General features: G+C 73.7%; 4 protein-coding genes, 1 tRNA gene and 1 pseudogene. 2 read left to right on the top strand and 4 right to left on the bottom strand.

Annotation, left to right across the window (positions count from 1 at the left end; translation table 11 throughout):
* Positions 1-13 precede the first annotated feature (13 nt).
* From ACFWWR_RS01440 to ACFWWR_RS01430, 3 genes and pseudogenes are all read right to left on the bottom strand, one after another.
* Positions 14-5,884 (bottom strand): annotated as a pseudogene (locus ACFWWR_RS01440) (amino acid adenylation domain-containing protein); the annotation flags it as partial.
* The gene (locus ACFWWR_RS01435) at positions 5,881-13,617 is read right to left on the bottom strand and encodes an amino acid adenylation domain-containing protein (RefSeq protein ID WP_384301327.1); all 7,737 of its coding nucleotides are present in this window, start codon (positions 13,615-13,617) and stop codon (positions 5,881-5,883) included. The gene ACFWWR_RS01435 and the pseudogene ACFWWR_RS01440, both read right to left, overlap by 4 nt.
* A complete protein-coding gene (locus ACFWWR_RS01430) occupies positions 13,614-14,960 on the bottom strand; it encodes a cysteate synthase (protein ID WP_384301325.1) in 1,347 nt (448 codons plus the stop codon). The genes ACFWWR_RS01435 and ACFWWR_RS01430 overlap by 4 nt, the downstream gene beginning before the upstream one ends.
* A gap of 246 nt (positions 14,961-15,206) precedes the next feature.
* Between ACFWWR_RS01430 and ACFWWR_RS01425 the strand changes: the two genes are divergently transcribed.
* Both ACFWWR_RS01425 and ACFWWR_RS01420 read left to right on the top strand, forming a co-directional pair.
* Positions 15,207-16,349 carry a thiamine pyrophosphate-dependent enzyme gene (locus ACFWWR_RS01425; RefSeq protein WP_383870354.1) on the top strand — a complete coding sequence of 381 codons (1,143 nt, stop codon included), beginning with the start codon at positions 15,207-15,209 and terminating at the stop codon, positions 16,347-16,349.
* Between the two features lies 1 nt (position 16,350).
* Complete coding sequence (locus ACFWWR_RS01420; protein ID WP_384301323.1) at positions 16,351-18,528, top strand: 2-oxo acid dehydrogenase subunit E2; 2,178 nt, start codon at positions 16,351-16,353, stop codon at positions 18,526-18,528.
* On the opposite strand, the gene ACFWWR_RS01415 is transcribed toward ACFWWR_RS01420, so the two are convergent.
* Positions 18,510-18,583 (bottom strand) — tRNA-Pro (locus ACFWWR_RS01415). The two genes, ACFWWR_RS01420 and ACFWWR_RS01415, sit on opposite strands and share 19 nt — an antisense overlap.
* Positions 18,584-18,586 lie beyond the last annotated feature (3 nt).

Raw genomic sequence — 18,586 nt, 5'->3', positions numbered from 1 at the left:
GCTTGGCGTGCGGGGTCAGCGGCAGCGCGTCGAGGACGACGAGTGCCGACGGCACCATGTAGTCCGGCAGGGCCTCCTCCGCGTACGCGCGCAGGACCGCCGGGTCGGGGGTGGAACGCGGGTCGGCCGGAACGACGTACCCGACCAGGCGCCGGTCCCCGGGCTCGTCCTCCCGTAGGACCACGGCCGCACGGGCGACGTCCGGGTGCCGGGCCAGTACGGCCTCGATCTCGCCGGGTTCGACGCGGAAGCCGCGGAGCTTGACCTGGTCGTCGGCGCGGCCGACGTACTCCAGCTCACCGTCGGCCGACCGACGCACCAGGTCGCCCGTGCGGTACAGCCGTTCGCCGGGCGGACCGAACGGGTCCGCCACGAATCGCCCGGCCGTGAGCCCCGGCCGCCCCAGATATCCGCGTGCCACCCCCACGCCCGCGAGGTACAGCTCCCCCACCCCGCCGGGTGGGACCGGCCGCAGCCAGGCGTCCAGCACATGCGTCCGGGTGCCGGCCACCGGGCGGCCGATGGGCGGGGCCTGGTCACCCGCGAGGGGCACGCTGATCGTGGCGCACACCGTCGATTCGGTGGGCCCGTAGGCGTTGGCCATCCGTCGGCCCGGCGCCCAGCGGGCCACCAGCTCGCCCGGACAGGCCTCCGCGCCGACGACCAGGGTCCGTAGCTCGGGGAAGTGGCCGGCGGGGAGCGTCGCGAGGGCGGCGGGCGGGATGAGCGCGTGGGTGATCCGGCCCGCCCGGAGCGCCCGCTCGAGCACATCGCCCACCAGCGGACCGTCCTGCGACGGCACGACCAGCGTCCCGCCCGAGGCGAAGGCCATCAGCAGCTCCATCACCGACGCGTCGAAGCCGGGCGCGGAGAACTGGAGCACCCTGGATCCGGGGCCGAGTCCGAAGCGCTCGATCTGCGTCCGGGCCAGGGCGGCGAGCCCACGGTTCTCGACGACGACACCCTTCGGTACGCCCGTCGAGCCCGAGGTGTGGATGACGTACGCGGCCTGGTGCGGGTGGTACGCCGTGGGCAGCTCGCCCGGCAGGCCGTCGAGGGCCACGTCGCGGATCACGTACGCCGGTCGGGCGTCGGCCAGCAGGAAGCCGACGCGCTCGTGGGGCAGCCCTGGATCCACCGGCAGGAAGGCGGCGCCCGCGAGCGCCACCGCCAGGACGGCGACGATCCGGTCCGTGGAACGCGGCATCAGCACCGCCACCACATCGCCGGGCCGGACCCCGGTCCCGGCGAGCACACGCGCCAGCCGGTCGGCGCGCGACTCGAGTTCGGCGTACGACAGCTCGTTGAGCGCCGGCGCGTGGGGGGTCCGCCGGGCCTGTTCAAGGAACAGGTCGGCCAGCGATGCCGGTGCGGTGTCGTCCGAGGTGGCGTTCCACTCGGCGAGGCGCTCGTGCTCTTCGGCGTCGAGGAGGTCGAGGTCGCCGATGCGCCGGCCGGGGTCGGCGGCGACGGCGTTCAGGAGCCGCACGAGCCGCCGGGTGAGCCGCTCGGCGGTGTCGGCGTCGAACAGGTCGGTGCTGTACTCGGCGACGCCGTCGATGCCGGCCGGTGAGCCGTCGTCGTGGCGGTGCTCGGTGAGGTAGAGGGAGAGGTCGAAGCGGGCGGCGCCGGTCTCGACGGGCTCGCGGGCGACGCGCAGACCGGGCAGGGCCAGGCCGGGCTCGGCCGTGTGACCGGTGAACGCCAGCATGACCTGGAAGAGCGGGTGGCGGGCGAGGGAGCGTTCCGGGCTGATCGCGTCCACGAGCAGGTCGAACGGCACGTCCTGCTGGGCGTACGCGGCCAGGTCGAAGTCCCTGACGCGGTGCAGGAGTTCACGGAAGGTCGGGTTGCCGGAGGTGTCGGTGCGCAGGGTGAGACTGTTCACGAAGAAGCCGACGAGGTCGTCGAGCCTGCCGTCGGTCCGCCCCGCGACCGGGGTGCCGACGGGGATGTCGGTGCCGGAGCCCAGCCTGGTCAACAGGGTGGCGAGACCCGCCTGGAGCACCATGAAGAGCGTGACGCGCGAGGACGAGGCCAGGCCGGTCAGCGCGGCGTGCAGTTCCGCGTCGAGCGTGAGAGCGGCGCGGTCGCCCCGTCCGCTGGGCTCGGCGGGCCGGGGACGGTCGGCGGGGAGGGCCAGCTCCTCCGGGACGCCCTTCAACGCCTCTTTCCAGAAGTTGATCTGACGGGCCATCAAGTCACCGGGGGCGTCCTCGGCACCGAGCAGCTCGCGCTGGTGGCACGCGAAGTCCGCGTACTGGACGGGCAGAGGAGCCCATTCCGGTTCGCGCCCTGCCGACCGTGCCGCGTACGCCGTCTCCAGATCGCGCATCAGCGGTGCCATGGACCAGCCGTCCACGGCGATGTGGTGGGCGAGCAGCAGCAGGACGTGGGTGTCGGCGCCGAGTCGGTGGAGGGTGGCACGCAGCGGAAGGTCGTCGGCGAGGTCGAACCGGTCACCCGCGGCGGCGGTGAGCAGTGCGGGCAGCTCGGCTTCGGACGCCCGGACGACCACCACCGGCAGCCGTACCTCGTCCGGGTGCAGGATCCGCTGGTACGGGGTGCCCCGGACATCCGGGTAGAGCGTGCGCAGGGGTTCGTGACGGGCCACGACGTCGCCGAGGGCGGCCGTCAGGACGTGCGGGTCGAGCGGCCCGGTCAGCCGCAGCGCCCAGGGCACGGTGTAGCCGGTGTTGCCGCCGTCGAGGCGGCTCATGAACCACAGCCGCTGCTGGGCGTACGACAGCGGCAGCGGGTCGGGGCGCCGGTCCCGGCGGGTGAGCTCGGGACGCGGCTCACCCGCCGTTTCGTCCGCGCGGGCCGCGAGCCCGGCGGGCGTCGGCGTCTCGAAGACCGCGCGGACGGGCAACGCGGTGCCGAGCGCCCCCCTGATCCGGTCGGCGAGCCGCATGGCGAGCAGAGAGTCGCCGCCGAGCTCGAAGAAGCCGTCGTCCCCGCCGACTCGGTGGGCGTCCAGTCCGAGGACGTCGGCGAAGAGGCCGCAGAGGATCTCCTCCCGCGGCGTTCGTGCCCCACGGCGGGGGCCGGCCCCCGCGGCGGGGGCGGGCAGGGCCTCGCGGTCCAGCTTGCCGTTGGCGGTGAGCGGCATCCGGTCCAGGACGACGACGGCCGAGGGCACCATGTGGTCCGGCAGCGACAGGGCCGCGTGCTGCCGCAGTGCCGCCGGGCCGACCCCGCAGGACGGGTCGCCCGCGACGACGTACCCGACGAGCCGCCCCTCCCTGGCGATCACCGCCACCTGCGCCACGTCGGGGTGCGCGGCCAGGGCGGCCTCGACCTCGCCGAGTTCGACGCGGAAGCCGCGGATCTTGACCTGGTCGTCCGCACGGCCCGCGTACTCCAGCTCGCCGTCGGCCGACCATCGCGCCAGGTCGCCCGTCCGGTACATCCGCTCCCCGGGCGCCCCGAACGGGTCCGCCACGAACCGTCCCGCCGTCAGGGCCGGACGGCCCAGGTAGCCGCGTGCCAGGCCCGCGCCCGCCACGTGGAGCTCGCCGGTCGCTCCCGGGGGCGCGAGCCGGAGCCCGGCGTCGAGGACGTAGGCGCGCAGGTCGGGGATGGGCCGGCCGATCCCGGTGACGTCGCCCGCGGTCAGCGGTTGTCCGGTGACGTGGACCGTGGTCTCCGTGATGCCGTACATGTTCACCAGGACGGGCCCGTCCTGCCGGTGGCGGGTGAACCACTCGACGACCCGGTCGGGATCGAGGGCCTCGCCGCCGAAGACGACGTACCGCAGCGCCGAATCGTCCGGGACGCCGACCCGCAGCAGCTCACCGAACGCCGACGGCGTCTGGTTCAGCACGGTGACCCGTTCACGGGCGAGCAGCCGCAGGAACTCCTCCGGCTCGCGGCTCACCGAGAACGGCACCACCACGAGCGTGCCGCCGTGCAGCAGCGCTCCCCACAGTTCCCAGACCGAGAAGTCGAAGGCATAGGAGTGGAACAGCGTCCACACGTCGTCCGGGCCGAAGTCGAACCAGTGCCGGGTCGACTCGAACAGCCGGATCACGTTCCGGTGCGGTACGGCCACGCCCTTCGGCCGTCCCGTGGAGCCGGAGGTGTAGATGACGTACGCGAGGTGATCACCCGTCAGGTGCGGTACGGGCAGGGGCGCGTCCTCGGGCGGCTCCTCGCCCAGCAGAACGAGGGGGACCTTCGTGGCGGGCAGGCCGGGGGCGGTGGCCTCGGTCGTCAGCAGCAGCACGGGCGCCGCGTCGGCCAGCATGAACGCCAGCCGCTCCGCCGGGTAGGCGGGGTCCAACGGCACATGGGCCGCACCCGTCTTGAGCACGGCCAGTACGGCCACCACCAGCTCCGGCGTGCGGGGCAGCGCGAGGGCGACCAGCTTCTCCGGTCCCGCGCCGCGGGCCGCGAGCAGCCGGGCCAGACGGCTCGCCCGCGCGTCCAGTTCGGCGTACGTCAGCCGGGTGCCGTCGTGGACGACGGCGGTGGCGTCGGGGGTGCGGGCGACCTGGCGGGCGAAGAGTTCGGGGAGGGTGGTCGTCGGCCGGACTCCGTCGGAGCTTCCCTCCAGCAGGCGTTCCCGCTCCCCCGGGAGCAGGACCTCCACCTCGCCGACGCGGCGCGACGGGTCGGCGACCAGGGCCTCCAGGGTGACGGCGAAACGGTCCAGGAGCACCCGGGCGCCCGTGTCGTCGTACAGGTCGGGCCGGTAGCCGAGGCGCAGGGCCAGACGACGGCCGGGCAGGACGGAGAGGGTGAGGGGGTAGTGAGTGGCGTCGCGGCCGGTCAGCTGGGTGACGTGGGACGTGCCGGGACCGGCCGAGCCCGGGTGGCTCTCGAAGGCGAGCAGGGTGTCGAAGAGCTCGCCACCGGTGCCGGTGCCCGCCGCACGTCGGATGTCGGCGAGGCCCAGGTGCTGGTGCGGCAGCAGGGCGGCCTGCCGGTTCTGGAGGCCGGTGAGCAGATCGGCAACCGTGCCGTCGTCGTCCCAACGGACACGGGTGGGCACCGTGTTGATGCAGAAGCCGACCATGGAGGCGATGTGCGTCAGCTCGGGCGGGCGGACGGTGACGGTCTGGCCGTGGACGACGTCGGTACGGCCGGTGAGCCGGCCGAGCAGCACACCCCAGGCGCCCTGGACCAGGGTGTTGAGGGTGATGCCGAGGGAGCGGGCCGTGGTGTCGGCGGCGCGGCTCAGCTCTTCGGTGAGTTCGACGACGAGTTCGTCCGGCAGGACGGTCCCGCTTCCGGTGGCGGCGGAGGTCAGCAGGGTGGGGTCGCCCGCCTCGGACAGGGCGTCGCGCCAGGCCACCTCGGCGGCGGCCCGGTCCTGCCGGGCCAGCCAGGCGAGATAGTCGCGGTAGGCGGGCGGCGGGGGCAGGGCGGTCGGGTGCTCACCGGCGTACAGGGCGCTGAACTCGCGCACGAGCAACTGCTTGGACCAGCCGTCGAGGAGGATGTGGTGGTTGGTGAGGACCAGGCGGTGGCGGTCGGCGCTCCACCGGACCAGCAGGTACCTGAGCAGCGGCGGCTTCGCGAGGTCGAAGCGGCGGGTGCGCTCCTCGTCGAGCAGCCGCTCCCACTCCTTGTCCCGCTCGTCCTTGCCGAGGGTGGACACGTCTGCCTCGGACCACGGGAGTTCGACGTCCGTGGGCACGATCTGCACGGGCTGTCCGGCCTCCCGGCGACGGAAGCAGGCGCGCAGGTTGGGGTGCCGGTCGAGCAGGGCCTGTCCGGCGGCGCGTACGGCCGCGGGGTCGACCGGGGCCGCGAGCTCCAGGACCTGCTGGGCGGCGTAGACGTCGGGCGACTGCTCGTCGTCGTACAGGGCGTGGAAGAGCAGGCCTTCCTGCAACGGCGACAGGGGCAGGATGTCGGCGATTCCGGACCTGGTCACCGTGTGGTACCTCCATCGCTTGTGAACTCGGCTTCGAGTTCGTCGATCTCTGCTTGGGACAGGGCCACCAGCGGCAGGTCGGAAGGGGTGTGTCCGCCCGCCGGAGTGCCGTGGGCCTGGGCTGTCAGTTCCGCGCACCACAGGTCGGCGAGGGCGTGTACGTCGTCCTCGGTCCAGATGCCGGGGGCCCAGGACCAGGTGGCGTCGAGCCGGCCGTCCGCGGTGGTCACGGCGGTGATCTCCAGGCCGTGCGTGACGGGTGTCGCGGGGTCGTGGGCCGCGCCCAGGTTGCGCGGTGTCTCCGGGGCCACCGACCAGTCGGCCCCGGTCGAACGGGCTGTCCGGCCCAGGTAGTTGAAGCCGATCTGCGGTGCCGGGAGCGCGGCGAGGACCGGCCCGGTCCCGGGGTTGAGGTGCCGGAGCAGACCGTGGCCGATGCCGTGGTCGGGCACGGCTCGCAACTGCTCCTTGACGCTCTTCAGGACCTCGGCCGGGTCGTCGGGATCGACTCCGGTGAGGTCGAGCCGGGCGGGCACGACGCTGGTGAACCAGCCGACCGTGCGCGAGAGGTCGACGCCGTCGGCGATCTCCTCACGGCCGTGCCGCTCGACGTCCAGCACCAGGGACGGCTGCCGCCGCCACCGCACGAACGCGGCGGCCAGCGCGGCCAGCAGCACGTCCTCGACTCCGGCGTGGAAGGCGGCCGGCACGGAGGTGAGCAGGTCGGCGGTGGTCTCGGCCGGGAGCTGCCGGGTGAGGTGGCGCATCGCGCCGACCACGTCCCGCAGAGGGTCGAGGGCCCGGGCCCCGAGCAGAGGATCAGCTGGTTCCGACATCCCCTGCCAGACGGCGAGTTCGGCCGTCCTTGCCGGGGTGCGGGCCTCCCGCTCCAGCAGCCGGGCCCAGTGCCGGAAGGAGGTGCCCGGCGTGGACAGCTCCTCCTCGCGCCAGGCGGCGGCCAGGTCGGAGCACAGGATGCTCCAGGAGACGCCGTCGACGGCCAGGTGATGCACGGTCAGAAGCAGTCGGCCAGGGCGCTCCGGCCCGGCGTCGCACCAGACCGCGTGCACCAACTGACCGTTCTGCGGACGCAGTTGGATCGGAAGGCGCGCTGCCGCGAAGTCCTCGACCTGCTCGAACGGAACCTCGACGCTTCCGGGAGGCGGGACGAGCGCCGTCCAGTCGTCGGCCGTCAGGCGCATCCGCAGCACGTCGTGGTGGTCCACGAGCGCCTGGAGTGCCGCCGTCAGCCGCTTCTCGTCGGCACCCGCCGGAGTGACCAGCAGCACCGACTGGCTGAACGAACCGATGGGGCCGCCCCGTTCGCGCAGCCGGTGCATGGCCGGGGTCAGAGGCAGCTCACCGGTCGCCGGTTCCCGTTCCGGGACCCGATCGGGCGCCGGACGGTCCGCCGCCAGGGCGGCGAGCGCGGCGACGGTCCGCTGTTCGAACACGTCACGCGGGGTCAGCCGCAGTCCCGAGGCGAGCGCGCGGCTGACGAGGTGGATGGAGGTGATGCTGTCGCCGCCGAGATCGAAGAACCCGTCGTCGACCCGCACGTCGGCCACGCCGAGCACCTCGGCGAACAGCTCCCGAACAATCTCCTCCTGCGGGGTACGAGGCCCGCTGTCCACGCCGGACGCCTCCTCCCGCCCCGTGTTCGGGGCGGGCAGTGCCGCCCGGTCCAGCTTGCCGTTGGGGGTCATCGGCAGGGCGTCGAGCACCACAAGGGCCTCGGGGACCATGTGAGCGGGCAGTTGCCGGGCGGCGTGCGCGAGGAGGGCCGGGCGGTCGGCCTCGGCGTCCCCGTCGGACCCGGCGTCCCCGGCGGACCCGGCGTCCCCGTCGGACCCGGCGTCCCCGACAACCCAGGCAGCTCCGGCGGACCCGGCGGCCGGGACGACGTACCCGACCAGACGTCGTACGCCCTCCCGGCCCTCCCGTACGACCACCGCGGCCTGCGCGACGGCGGGATGGGCGGTGAGCACACCCTCGACCTCGCCGGGTTCGATCCGCAGCCCCCGTATCTTCAGCTGTCCGTCGGCCCGCCCGCGCAGTTCCAGCGTGCCGTCGGCGCGGCGCACGGCCAGGTCGCCCGTGCGGTACATGCGCCCGCTCCGCCCGGGAGGTGCCCCGATGCCGGGCGGCCCGAAGGGGTCGGCGACGAACCGCTCGGCGGTCGGTCCGGGCCGGTTCCAGTAGCCGCGCGCCACATGGTCGCCGGCCACGTACAGCTCGCCCTCGACGCCCACCGGTACGGGGTTCAGCCGGGCGTCCAGGACATACGCCCGGGTGTTCCACATGGGCCGGCCGATGGGCACGGGGCCGCTCGGCAGCTCGTCGCCGGGTTCGATGCGGTGGTCGGTGCAGCCGACGGTCAGTTCGGTGGGTCCGTAGTGGTTGACCAGGCGGACGTACGGGTGGTCGCGGCGCCACGCTCGCAGGGCCTCGCCCACCAGCGCCTCGCCGCCCAGCATGAACTCCTCGCCGGGCGACAGGTCGTGCGGCAGGGCGGGCAGCAGCGGGAGATGGCTCGGGGTGGCCTTGAGGAAGGTGTAGCCGTCGGGCGACGGCGTGGCACCCGCCTCGTGGAGGGCCGCGATGTGGACACGACCGCCGGCGGCGAGCGCCCCGTGCAGGGTGGTGACGGTGGCGTCGAAGGACATGGTCGCGTGCAGCAGCGAGGTGCCGCGCAGACCCGGGTACTCCTCGACGCACCGGGCCACATAGGTGGTGAGGTTCCGGTGCTCGACTACGACTCCCTTGGGGCGGCCGGTGGTCCCGGAGGTGTAGATCAGGTAGGCGGGATCGGCGGGGCGGGCCTCGGCAAGGGGCGGGCTCGGGTCGTTCGGGGTCGCGTCAGGGTTTACGACGGGAAGGCCGGCGTCGGGTCCGTCCCACGAGATCAGACACACCGGAGCCGCGTCGGAGAGCAGCTGGGCCGTGCGCTCGGCGGGATGCTCCGGGTCGAGGGGCAGATAGGCCGCGCCCGCTTTGAGGACGGCGAGCACGGCGACCGCGAGGTCGACCGAGCGGGGCAGCGAGAAGGCGACGATCCGGCCCGGACCGGCACCGTACGACGTGAGTGCGCGCGCCAACCGGTCGGAACGGGCGTCGAGTTGGCCATAGGTGAGCGAGACTTCCGCGTCCGTCACCGCCACGTGGTCCGGAGCCTCGACGGCCCGCGCCTCGAACATCCGGGGGAAGGGGGTGTCCGGAACCTCCCGTGCGGTGTCGTTGAACTCGACCAGCAGGCGGTGGCGTTCGTCCGGTGCGAGGATGTCGAGCGCGCCGATCGACCGGTCAGGGGCGTCCGCGGCGGCCCGCAGCAGCCGTTCGAGCCGTGCGGCCAGTTCCTCGGCCGTACGGCGGTCGAAGAGGTCGGCGCTGTACTGGAGGAAACCGTCGATGCCGGCCGGGGAGCCGTCGGGTGCGCGGTGCTCGCCCAGGTTGAACGTCAGGTCGATCTTGGTGGTGCCGGTCTCCACGGGCAGCGTCCGGGCGTCGAGGCCGGGGAGGTCCAGGAGAGGTCCGTCGGTGGGGCGGAAGGCGAGCATCACCTGGAAGAGCGGGTGCCGGGCCAGGGACCGGGGTGGGTTGAGTGCTTCGACAAGGTGCTCGAACTGCAGGTCCTGGTGGGCGTAGGCCGCCAGGTCGGCCTCCCGGGCCCGGCCGAGAAGGTCCCGGAAGGACGGGTCGCCCGAGGTGTCGGTGCGCAGGACCAGGGTGTTGACGAAGCAGCCGACCAGGTCGTCGAACATCTCGTCGGCGCGGCCGGCGACCGGCGTGCCGAGCGGGATGTCGGTGCCCGCGCCCAGCCGGCTGAGCAGGGCGGCGAGCCCCGCCTGCACGACCATGAACACGGTCGCCCCGCTCTCGGTGGCGAGCTCGCGCAGCCTTCGGTGCAGGTCCGCGTCGAGCCGGACGGGGATGTCGCCGCCCAGGTGGGTGGCGCGGGCCGGCCGGGGCCGGTCGGCGGGAAGGGCCAGTTCGTCGGGGAGTCCCGCCAATGCCTGCCGCCAGTGGTCGAGTTGGCGTCCCCGGTCGTGTTCGAGCAACTCGTGCTGCCAGGCGGAGTAGTCGCCGTACTGGACGGGCAGTGGCTCGAACTCGGCTTGCTTCCCGGCCAGTCGGGCCCGGTAGGCGGTCGCCAGATCGCGGAGGAGAGGGGCCAGCGACCAGCCGTCGGCGGCGACGTGGTGCAGGACGAGGAGGAGGACGTGATCCTCCGGACCCAGGACGAGGAGGTGGGCGCGGATCGGCGGTTCCTCCGCCAGATCGAACCTCTCGTCGGCCAACTCCGCCAGCCGCGCGTTCAGTTCGGCCTCGGTGACGCGCTCCTCCCGTATCTCGGGCCGTACGCGGTCCAGCAGCCGCCGACGGGGGATCCCGTCGGTGTCCGGGTACACGGTCCGCAGGAGCTCGTGCCGGGCGACGACGTCCGCGAGGGCGGCGCCGAGCGCGTCCGCGTCGAGCGGGCCGCCGGTCAGCCGGGTCGCGAGCGGGATGTGGTACGCGGCCCCGGTTCCCTCCAGCCGGTGCAGGAACCACAGCCGCCGCTGCGCGGACGACAGCGGGGCCTCGGTGGCGGCGGTGCGCGGGACCGGCCGCGGGCCGACCGCCCGTACGGCGCTCCCTGTGTCGGCCAGCCGGGCGAGGCCGGACGGGGTGGGCGTCCGGAACACGTCCCGCAGCGTCGGCTCGATGCCGAGCGCCGTGCGTATCCGGCCGAGGAGCCGCAGGGCGAGCAGCGAGTGGCCGCCGAGGGCGAAGAAGCTGTCGCCCGGGCCGACGTCCGGCCGGCCCAGCACGTCCGCGAACAGGGCGCACAGGACTTCTTCGTGCGCGGTGCGCGCTGCCTTCGCCGGTACGGCCGCCGCCGTCGGCGGAGCGGGCAGCGCGGCCCGGTCGAGCTTGCCGTTGACGGTCAGCGGCAGCCGGTCGAGGACGACGACGGCGGAGGGCACCATGAAGTCGGGCAGTCGGCCGGCGAGGTGCTCGCGCAGGGTGCCGGGGTCCGGGGCCGCGCCCTCGGCGGGGATCGCGTACGCGACCAGGTGCCGCTCGCGGTCCTCGCGAACGACGGCGACCGCCTGGCCGACCTCTGGGTGGGCGGCGAGGGCCGTCTCGATCTCGCCGGGTTCGATGCGGAAGCCGCGCAGCTTCACCTGGCCGTCGGCTCGGCCGTGGAACTCCAGTTCGCCGTCGGGGGTCACGCGGACGCGGTCGCCGGTGCGGTACATCCGGGTGCCGACCGGGCCGTGGGGGTCGGCGACGAACCGCTCGGCACTCGCGCCGGGACGCCCCAGGTAGCCGCGGGCCACGCCGGGCCCGGCGACGTACAACTCCCCCACCGTGCCCGGCGGGATCGGCCGGAGCGCGCCGTCGAGAACGTAGGCGCGCATCCCGTCGAGCGGCCGGCCGATGGGCAGCGGGTCCGGGACGGGCGAACCGGCGGGGCAGGGGCGGCTGGTGGCGAAGGTGGTCGTCTCGGTGGGGCCGTAACCGTCGGTGACGGTCAGCTCCGGGCAGCTCGCGAGCACCCGGCGGACGGCTGGGGCGGGGACGGCCTCGCCGCCGGTCCACACCTGGCGCAGCCCCGCGAAGCAGCCCGGATCCTCGTCGGCGGCGAGCCGGAACAGCCCGGCGGTGAGCCACAGTGAGGTCAGTCGGTGACGCCCCGTCAGGCTCCTTACCGCGGCGGCGTCCACGTCCTGGTCCGGGTCGGCGATCACGGCCGTGCCGCCGGTCAGCAACGGCACCCACATCTCGTAGGTGGAGGCGTCGAACGCGGTCGGCGAGTGGACCAGCACGCATGCGTGAGCGCCGTCGCCGAACGCCGAGTCGGTGACGAGGGCGGCGATGTCGCGATGGGTGACGGCGACGCCCTTCGGTGTGCCGGTGGAGCCCGAGGTGTGGCTGACGTAGGCCAGTTGGGCGGGGTGCACGGGCACGGCGGGGTCGGTGTCCGGTTCGGTGTCGAGCGTCGGATCGGCGTCGGTGACGACGAGGGGGCCCTCGTACGCCTCCTTCGCCGCGCCGGCGAACGCGGTGTCCGTCAGCAGGGCCGCCGCGTCCGTCTCGGCGAGGATCCGCCGGACGCGGGCCGCGGGAGCGCGTGGGTCGAGGCCGACGTAGGCGGCACCCGCCTTGAGGACGCCCAGCAGCGCGACGACAAGGTTGTCGGAGCGGTCCATCAGAACCGCGACCCGGTTCTCGGGCCGGACCCCGAGACCGAGCAGCCGGTGCGCGAACTGGTTGGCGCGCTCGTTCAACTCCCGATAGGTGGTGACGCGTTCGCCCTGGACGAGGGCCGTCGCGTCCGGGGCCGCCGCGACGCGCTCCGCGAAGAGCGCGGGCACGGTCGTCTCACGACCGCGGGGCGCGGCGCCGTCGAGCAGTGCTCTCGGCGCCTCCTCGGGCATCGCGAGCTCGATTTGTCCCACCGATGAGCCCGGGGCGAGCACGGCGGCGGCGAACCGTTCGAGGAAGCGGACGAAACGCCGGTGGTGGGCGGCGAGTTCGGCGTCCGCGTAGAGGGCGGGGCTCGCGTCGAAGTCGACGCGCAGGCCGGCGCCGTCCGCACGGTCGTAGACGTTGACGGCGAGGTCCTCGACCGGTCCCGTGGACAGGTTGTGGCGGGTGGTCGGATGTCCCGCGAACCGCAACTCCGGTCCGAACGCCATGATGTTGACGACGGGCCCGAAGAAGCGTCGCCCGTCCCGCGGCCAGTCCAGGTCCCGGCGCAGGTCCTCACCCCGGTGGCACTGGTGTGCCAGGAGGTCGCGGGTGGCGGTGGCCGCCTGGTGTACGAGGTCCGAGGCGGCCATGTCGGGCCGCACGGACAGCCGCAGCGGCAGCACGTTGGACGCCATTCCCGGCGTGGCCAGCGCCGTCTCGCTCTCGCGAGCGGTCACGGCGAGGCCGAGGACGACGTCCCCGGCTCCGGTGAGCCGATGCAGGTGGGCGGCGGTCGCCGCGAGGACCACACGCGACCAGCGGGTGCCGGCGTGTTCGGCGGCCGCGTGCACCAAGTCCCCAGCCACTTCGGCCAGATGGCCGGTACGGCGGAGGAACCGGTCGGCGACCTGCGGCGGGCGCTCGGACAGGCTCACGGGGTCGGGACGGTCGGCGAGGACACGCGCCCAGTACGCGCGGTCCGACGTGTGGCGGGTGCCGTCACGATAGGCCTCGTCCTCGGCGACCAGCGGGGCGAGGGGCGCCGATGCCGGGCTGTGGGGCGTCCCGGTGACGAGCGCGGTGTACGCGTCGGCGACCCGTCGGGCGATGAGCGAACAGCTGTAGCCGTCGACGGCGATGTGGTGGTAGCGCTGGTACCAGATCCAGTGGGCGTCCGTCAGCTTCAGCAGCGCGTACCGGAACAGCGGGGCCCGTTCGAGGTCGAACGGCGTGGCGAAGTCGGCGGCCGTCCACACGTCGGCGGCGGAGCGGGCGTCGGGCTCGTCCGTGAGGTCGACGACGGGCAACTCCCAGGCCGGGTCGGCCTCGACGAGCCGGCGGACGGAGCCGCCGTCGGTCGCGAAACGCGCCCGCAGGGTCTCGGTGGCGTCCACGACCTGCCGTACCGCGGCCCGGAACGAGACAGGGTCGACGGGCCCGTGGATCTCGGTGTACTCGCCCACGTTGTAGGCGGGCCCGGCCGCGTCGAGGCGCTGCCCGAACCACATCGAGCGCTGGGCGGCGGACAGGTCCAGCCCGCCCGGGGCGCTCATCGGCCGGCCTCAGCGACGACGGGTGCGGCGGCGCCGGTCAGCTGGCGGGCCACCTGCTCGGCGACCACGGCCGGACCCGCCTCGCGGCCGGGCCAGGGCAGACGGAGCCAGGGCTCGGCGGGCACGAGGGCGAGGTCGCGGGCCTGGCGGGCGCGCCCGCCCCCGGTGATGTTGAGAAGCACCAGTTCGTCGCGCCGGACCCGCCCGGCCCGCGCCGCGTCGGCCAGGGCGGCGAGGGCGACTCCGGCGCCCGGCTCGATGTCGATGCCCTCGGCCTCTTCGAAGAGCGCCATCGCGGCGAGCGCGGCCCCGTTGTCCGTGCACAGGACGTCCCCGCCGCTCTCGGCGAGCACGTCACGGACCCCGCCGCGGACGCTGAACGGAGGTCGGCGGTTGGTCAGTTCGCGAGCGAGCGGCTCGTGTTCGAGGTGCGCCGGCGTCGATGCGCGGCCGGCCGGGGCCGCTTCGCCGGAGGAGGGGCTCGTGCCGAGGGACCGCCAGGCGTCGTACAGGGGCGCGAAGGGCGCGTTCTGGCACATGAGCAGGCGGGGCAGGGCCTCGCCGCTCCTGCGGACACGCTGTGCCGCCTCGTGGGCGCCGATGGCTCCCGTACCGCTGCCGACGGCCTGCACATACGTCTCCGGAAGCCGCCCGAGTGCCTCGGCGGCGGCCAGCATGACGGTGCCCAGGCCGTCGCGGCGGCCGACGTTGCGGCAGCCGCCCTCGGCGTGATGGCCGGGGAAGCGGGCGAGCAGGTCGGCGCAGGCGATGGCGTCGCTGTAGGTGGCGGTGCCGTCGAGGACGACGAGCCGTACACAGGGGTCGAGCGGCGCGGGGAAGCGCATCCGCTCCAGGGCCGGGGCGGGCACCACCAGCAGACAGGGCACCTGGTGGCGGGTGGCGGCCCAGGCGAAGGCGGCGGCGGTGTTGCCCGCCGAGGGGATCACCAGGACCGGCGGCGCGGCGGGCAGGCGGCCCAGCACGGTGTACGCCTCCAGGTCCTTGAACGTACAGGTGGGCAACCGCGCCCCGCGTTCGGGCCAGTGGCCGTTGAAGGCGACCCACAACCGGTCGAGGCCGATCCGGCGGCCCAGCCGCTCGGCACGGTGGACGACCGGGCCGGGAACGTCGGGGAAGGCCCGAGCCACCGGCAGCAGTGCGGCGTACCGGAACAGCCCGGTGCTTTCACCGGGTTGCGTTCCGGTTCCGGTGTACTCGGTGCGCAGGAATGCCGGTTCGTGGCCACCGGAGCAGTCCAGGAGAAGGCCGTCGTCCTCGTGACGGGTTCCGCATGAGGAACAGACAACCGTGTAGTGACGTGTTCCCGGGCGTACTCGGGACATGTTCCTAGCCTTCCGCAGTGCCGGGTGTCGCTGATCCATTGGAACCGGTACTTGGATACGGGAGGACGACGTGCGAATTGCCGTTCGCCGACGTGCAGTTGACACGTAGGAGTTGCACCGAAGCTCGAGTGACGGACTGTGGAGTGTTCAGTTCCGCTTCATCCGCCCGTATCCGCACCGCAGTTGAGAAAGCATCGGATCCGTAGATCATCCGAGACGTACAGGCCGTGACGAAAGGGTGGCGGAATGATGGTCGAAACGCCGATGAATACCGCCATGGAGAAACAGGCAGGGCCTGCTCCCTGGCTCCCGTCCCAGGTTCCGGTTTCCTTTCTGTCATCGAATGGCAAAGAAATGCAATTCGATGGCACGGAAAGGGCGTACGCCCGGACCTACACCGAGCCGTCGCCCGAGGCCTTGCTGGCGGCCTACCGGAAGATGGTCCTCGGGCGGCGCTTCGACGAGCAGGCGACGGCACTCGCCCGACAGGGCAGGCTCGCGGTCCACCCGTCCAGCCTCGGCCAGGAGGCCTGCCAGGTGGCCGCGGCACTCACGCTGCGCGCCACCGACTGGCTGTTCCCCACCTACCGCGACTGCGTCGCACTGGTCAGCCGCGGCATCGACCCCGTGGAGGCGCTGACGCTGCTGCGCGGCGACGCGCACTGCGGCTACGACCCGCCGCGGCACCGCACCGCACCGCAGTGCACCCCGCTCGCCACCCACGCGGCACACGCCACCGGACTGGCCCACGGTGAGCGGCTCAAGGGCGCGGACACCGTCGCCCTCGCGCTCGTCGGCGACGGCGCCACCAGCGAGGGCGACTTCCACGAGGCGGTCAATCTGGCCGGCGTCCTGCGGGCGCCGGTGGTCTTCCTGGTGCAGAACAACCGGTACGCCATCTCGGTCCCGCTGTCCGACCAGTGCGCGGCACCGAGCCTGGCGTACAAGGGAGTCGGCTACGGCGTCCGCGCCGAGCAGGTGGACGGCAACGACGCCGCGGCCGTACTGGCCGTGCTGGCCACGGCGGTCGAGGACGCCCGGGCGGGCGGCGGACCGTGGCTGATCGAGGCGCACACCTACCGCGTCGGCCCGCACACCAGCGCCGACGACCCGTCCCGCTACCGCACGGCCGCGGAGGCGGAGCACTGGCGGGGCCGCGACCCGATCGTCAGGCTGGAGGCGGCACTGCGCGAGCGCGGCCTGCTCACCGACGTCGACGTCAAGGCCGCGGCCGACGAGGCGGAGGCGTACGCCGCCGATGTCCGCGATCGGGTGGCCGTGGCACCCGACCTGGCCCCCCTGGCCCTCTTCGACCACGTGTTCAGTTCACCGACCCCGCACCTGACCGAGCAACGGGCCGCGCTGCGGGCAGAGTTGGAGGGACGCTGAGATGGTGGTCGGCACGGCGATGGCACAGGCCCTCAACGCCGCCCTACGGGACGCGCTCGACGCGGACGAACGCGTCGTCGTCTTCGGCGAGGACGTGGGCCGGCTAGGCGGTGTCTTCCGGGTCACCGACGGACTGACCGACACGTTCGGTACCGGGCGCTGCTTCGACACGCCGGTCTCCGAGGCCGGCATCGCGGGTCTCGCGGTCGGCATGGCGATGACCGGGTGGCGACCGGTGGTGGAGATGCAGTTCGACGCCTTCGCCTACCCGGCGTTCGAGCAGATCGCCTCCCACATGGCCAAGATGCGCAACCGCACCCGTGGCGCCCTCACGCTGCCGCTCGTCGTCCGTGTTCCCTACGGCGGCGGCATCGGCGGCGTCGAGCACCACAGCGACTCCAGCGAGGCGTACTACGTCCACACGGCGGGCCTGAAGGTGGTGACCCCGGCGACGGCGGCGGACGCCTACTCGCTGCTGCGCGAGGCGATCGACGACCCGGATCCGGTGGTCTTCCTGGAACCCAAGCGCCAATACTGGACGAAGGAGATCCTCGAACTGCCCGTCCGTACCGGGCCGTTCGGTACGGCCGCGACACGGCGGAGCGGAAGCGACGCGACCGTGGTGGCGTACGGCCCCTCGGTCGCGGTGGCCCTGGAAGCGGCCGGCGTGGCGGCCGCCGAGGGCCTGGACGTCGAGGTGCTCGACCTGCGCACCCTCGTGCCGCTGGACGATCACACGCTCACCGCGTCGGTGCGGCGGACCGGCCGCTGCCTGGTGGTGCACGAGGCGCAGGGCTTCGCCGGTGTCGGCGCCGAGATCGCGGCCCGGGTGCAGGAGCGGTGCTTCGACGCGCTGCGCGCGCCGGTGCTGCGGGTCACCGGTTTCGACATTCCTTACCCGCCCCCGCTGTTGGAGGGTGCCCATCTGCCGGGCGTCGGCCGGGTACTGGAAGGGCTGAGGCGCTTGATGCCGACCGGCTCCGGTCGACGGACAGCCCGTCCGGCGACCGAGCGTACGGAGACCGTCCCTCCCGGCCGGACCTTCTGCCTGCCGGACCTGGGCGAGGGACTGACGGACGCCGAGCTGCTGGAGTGGAAGGTCGCCGTGGGCGACGCCGTCGGGTACGACCAGGTCGTCGCCGAGGTGGAGACGGCCAAGTCCGTGGTGACGTTGCCGAGTCCGTTCGCGGGGACGGTGACGGCCCTGCACTGTCACGCCGGGGAGGTCGTCGGCGTGGGGGCGGCGCTGCTGACCGTGGCGCAGACGGACGCGGACAGGGACGCGGGGGCGGACACGGATGCGGGGGCGGACGCGGACACGCACGCGGGGCCGGAGGCAGCGGACGACTCCGGGGCCGTACTGACCGGGTACGGGACCGGTGCGTCGCAGCGGTGGTCCCGGACGGGAGGCGAGGCCGGAACGGCCGGGGCCGAAACAGCCGAGGCCGGCATCGCGGAGCCCGGGATCCGGACGCCGCTCGGCCCCGCCGCGGAGAAGTTCGTCCGCGGTCACCGCGACACCCCGGCGGTGACCATCTGGGCCGATGCCGACGCCACGACCCTGCTCGCCACCCGGGCCCTGCTCGGGAAGGGCCTGCTCCCGCTGCTCGCCCGGGCGTGCTTGGCCGCACTCGCCTCGTTCCCCGAGCTCAACGCCCGCGTCGACGCCGAACGCGAGGAGGTGGTCCGCCTGCCCGGGGTGCATCTCGGCTTCGCCGCGCAGACCGCGCACGGCCTGGTGGTGCCGGTCGTACGGGACGCCGACAGCCTTTCGCCCGACGACCTCGCGGCCGAACTGGGACGGCTGACCGGCCTCGCGCGACGCGACGCGCTCCCGGCGCGGCACCGCACCGGCGGCACGTTCACGCTGAACAACTACGGTGTCTTCGACGTCGACGGCGCCACCCCGATCCTCAACCATCCGCAGGCCGCCATGCTCGGCGTGGGCCGCATCACCGACCGCCCCTGGGCGGTGGACGGCCGCGTGGAGGTGCGCAAGGTGGTCAACCTGTCCTTGACCTTCGACCACCGTGTCTGTGACGGCGGCACCGCGGCCGGCTTTCTGCGTCACGTCGTCGAGGGCGTCACCGCTCCCGAAAGCGCCCGGCCCACACGAAAAGGGCCCCCGCAGGCTCTCGCCTGCGAAGACCCTTCGCACCGTCGGGACGACAGGATTTGAACCTGCGACCCCTTGACCCCCAGTCAAGTGCGCTACCAAGCTGCGCCACGTCCCGGTG

This window comes from Streptomyces sp. NPDC058678, from assembly GCF_042714835.1.
GTDB lineage: Bacteria > Actinomycetota > Actinomycetes > Streptomycetales > Streptomycetaceae > Streptomyces.
Note: the sequence above shows the minus strand (reverse complement) of the source record. Positions and strands in the feature narration are given on the sequence as shown.

Bases quoted from the DNA above. Each gene is read 5' to 3' on its own strand.
- ACFWWR_RS01425 (WP_383870354.1), top strand. From the start codon at position 15,207: ATGATGGTCGAAACGCCGATGAATACCGCCATGGAGAAACAGGCAGGG.
- ACFWWR_RS01435 (WP_384301327.1), bottom strand. From the start codon at position 13,617: ATGAGCGCCCCGGGCGGGCTGGACCTGTCCGCCGCCCAGCGCTCGATG.
- ACFWWR_RS01420 (WP_384301323.1), top strand. From the start codon at position 16,351: ATGGTGGTCGGCACGGCGATGGCACAGGCCCTCAACGCCGCCCTACGG.
- ACFWWR_RS01430 (WP_384301325.1), bottom strand. From the start codon at position 14,960: ATGTCCCGAGTACGCCCGGGAACACGTCACTACACGGTTGTCTGTTCC.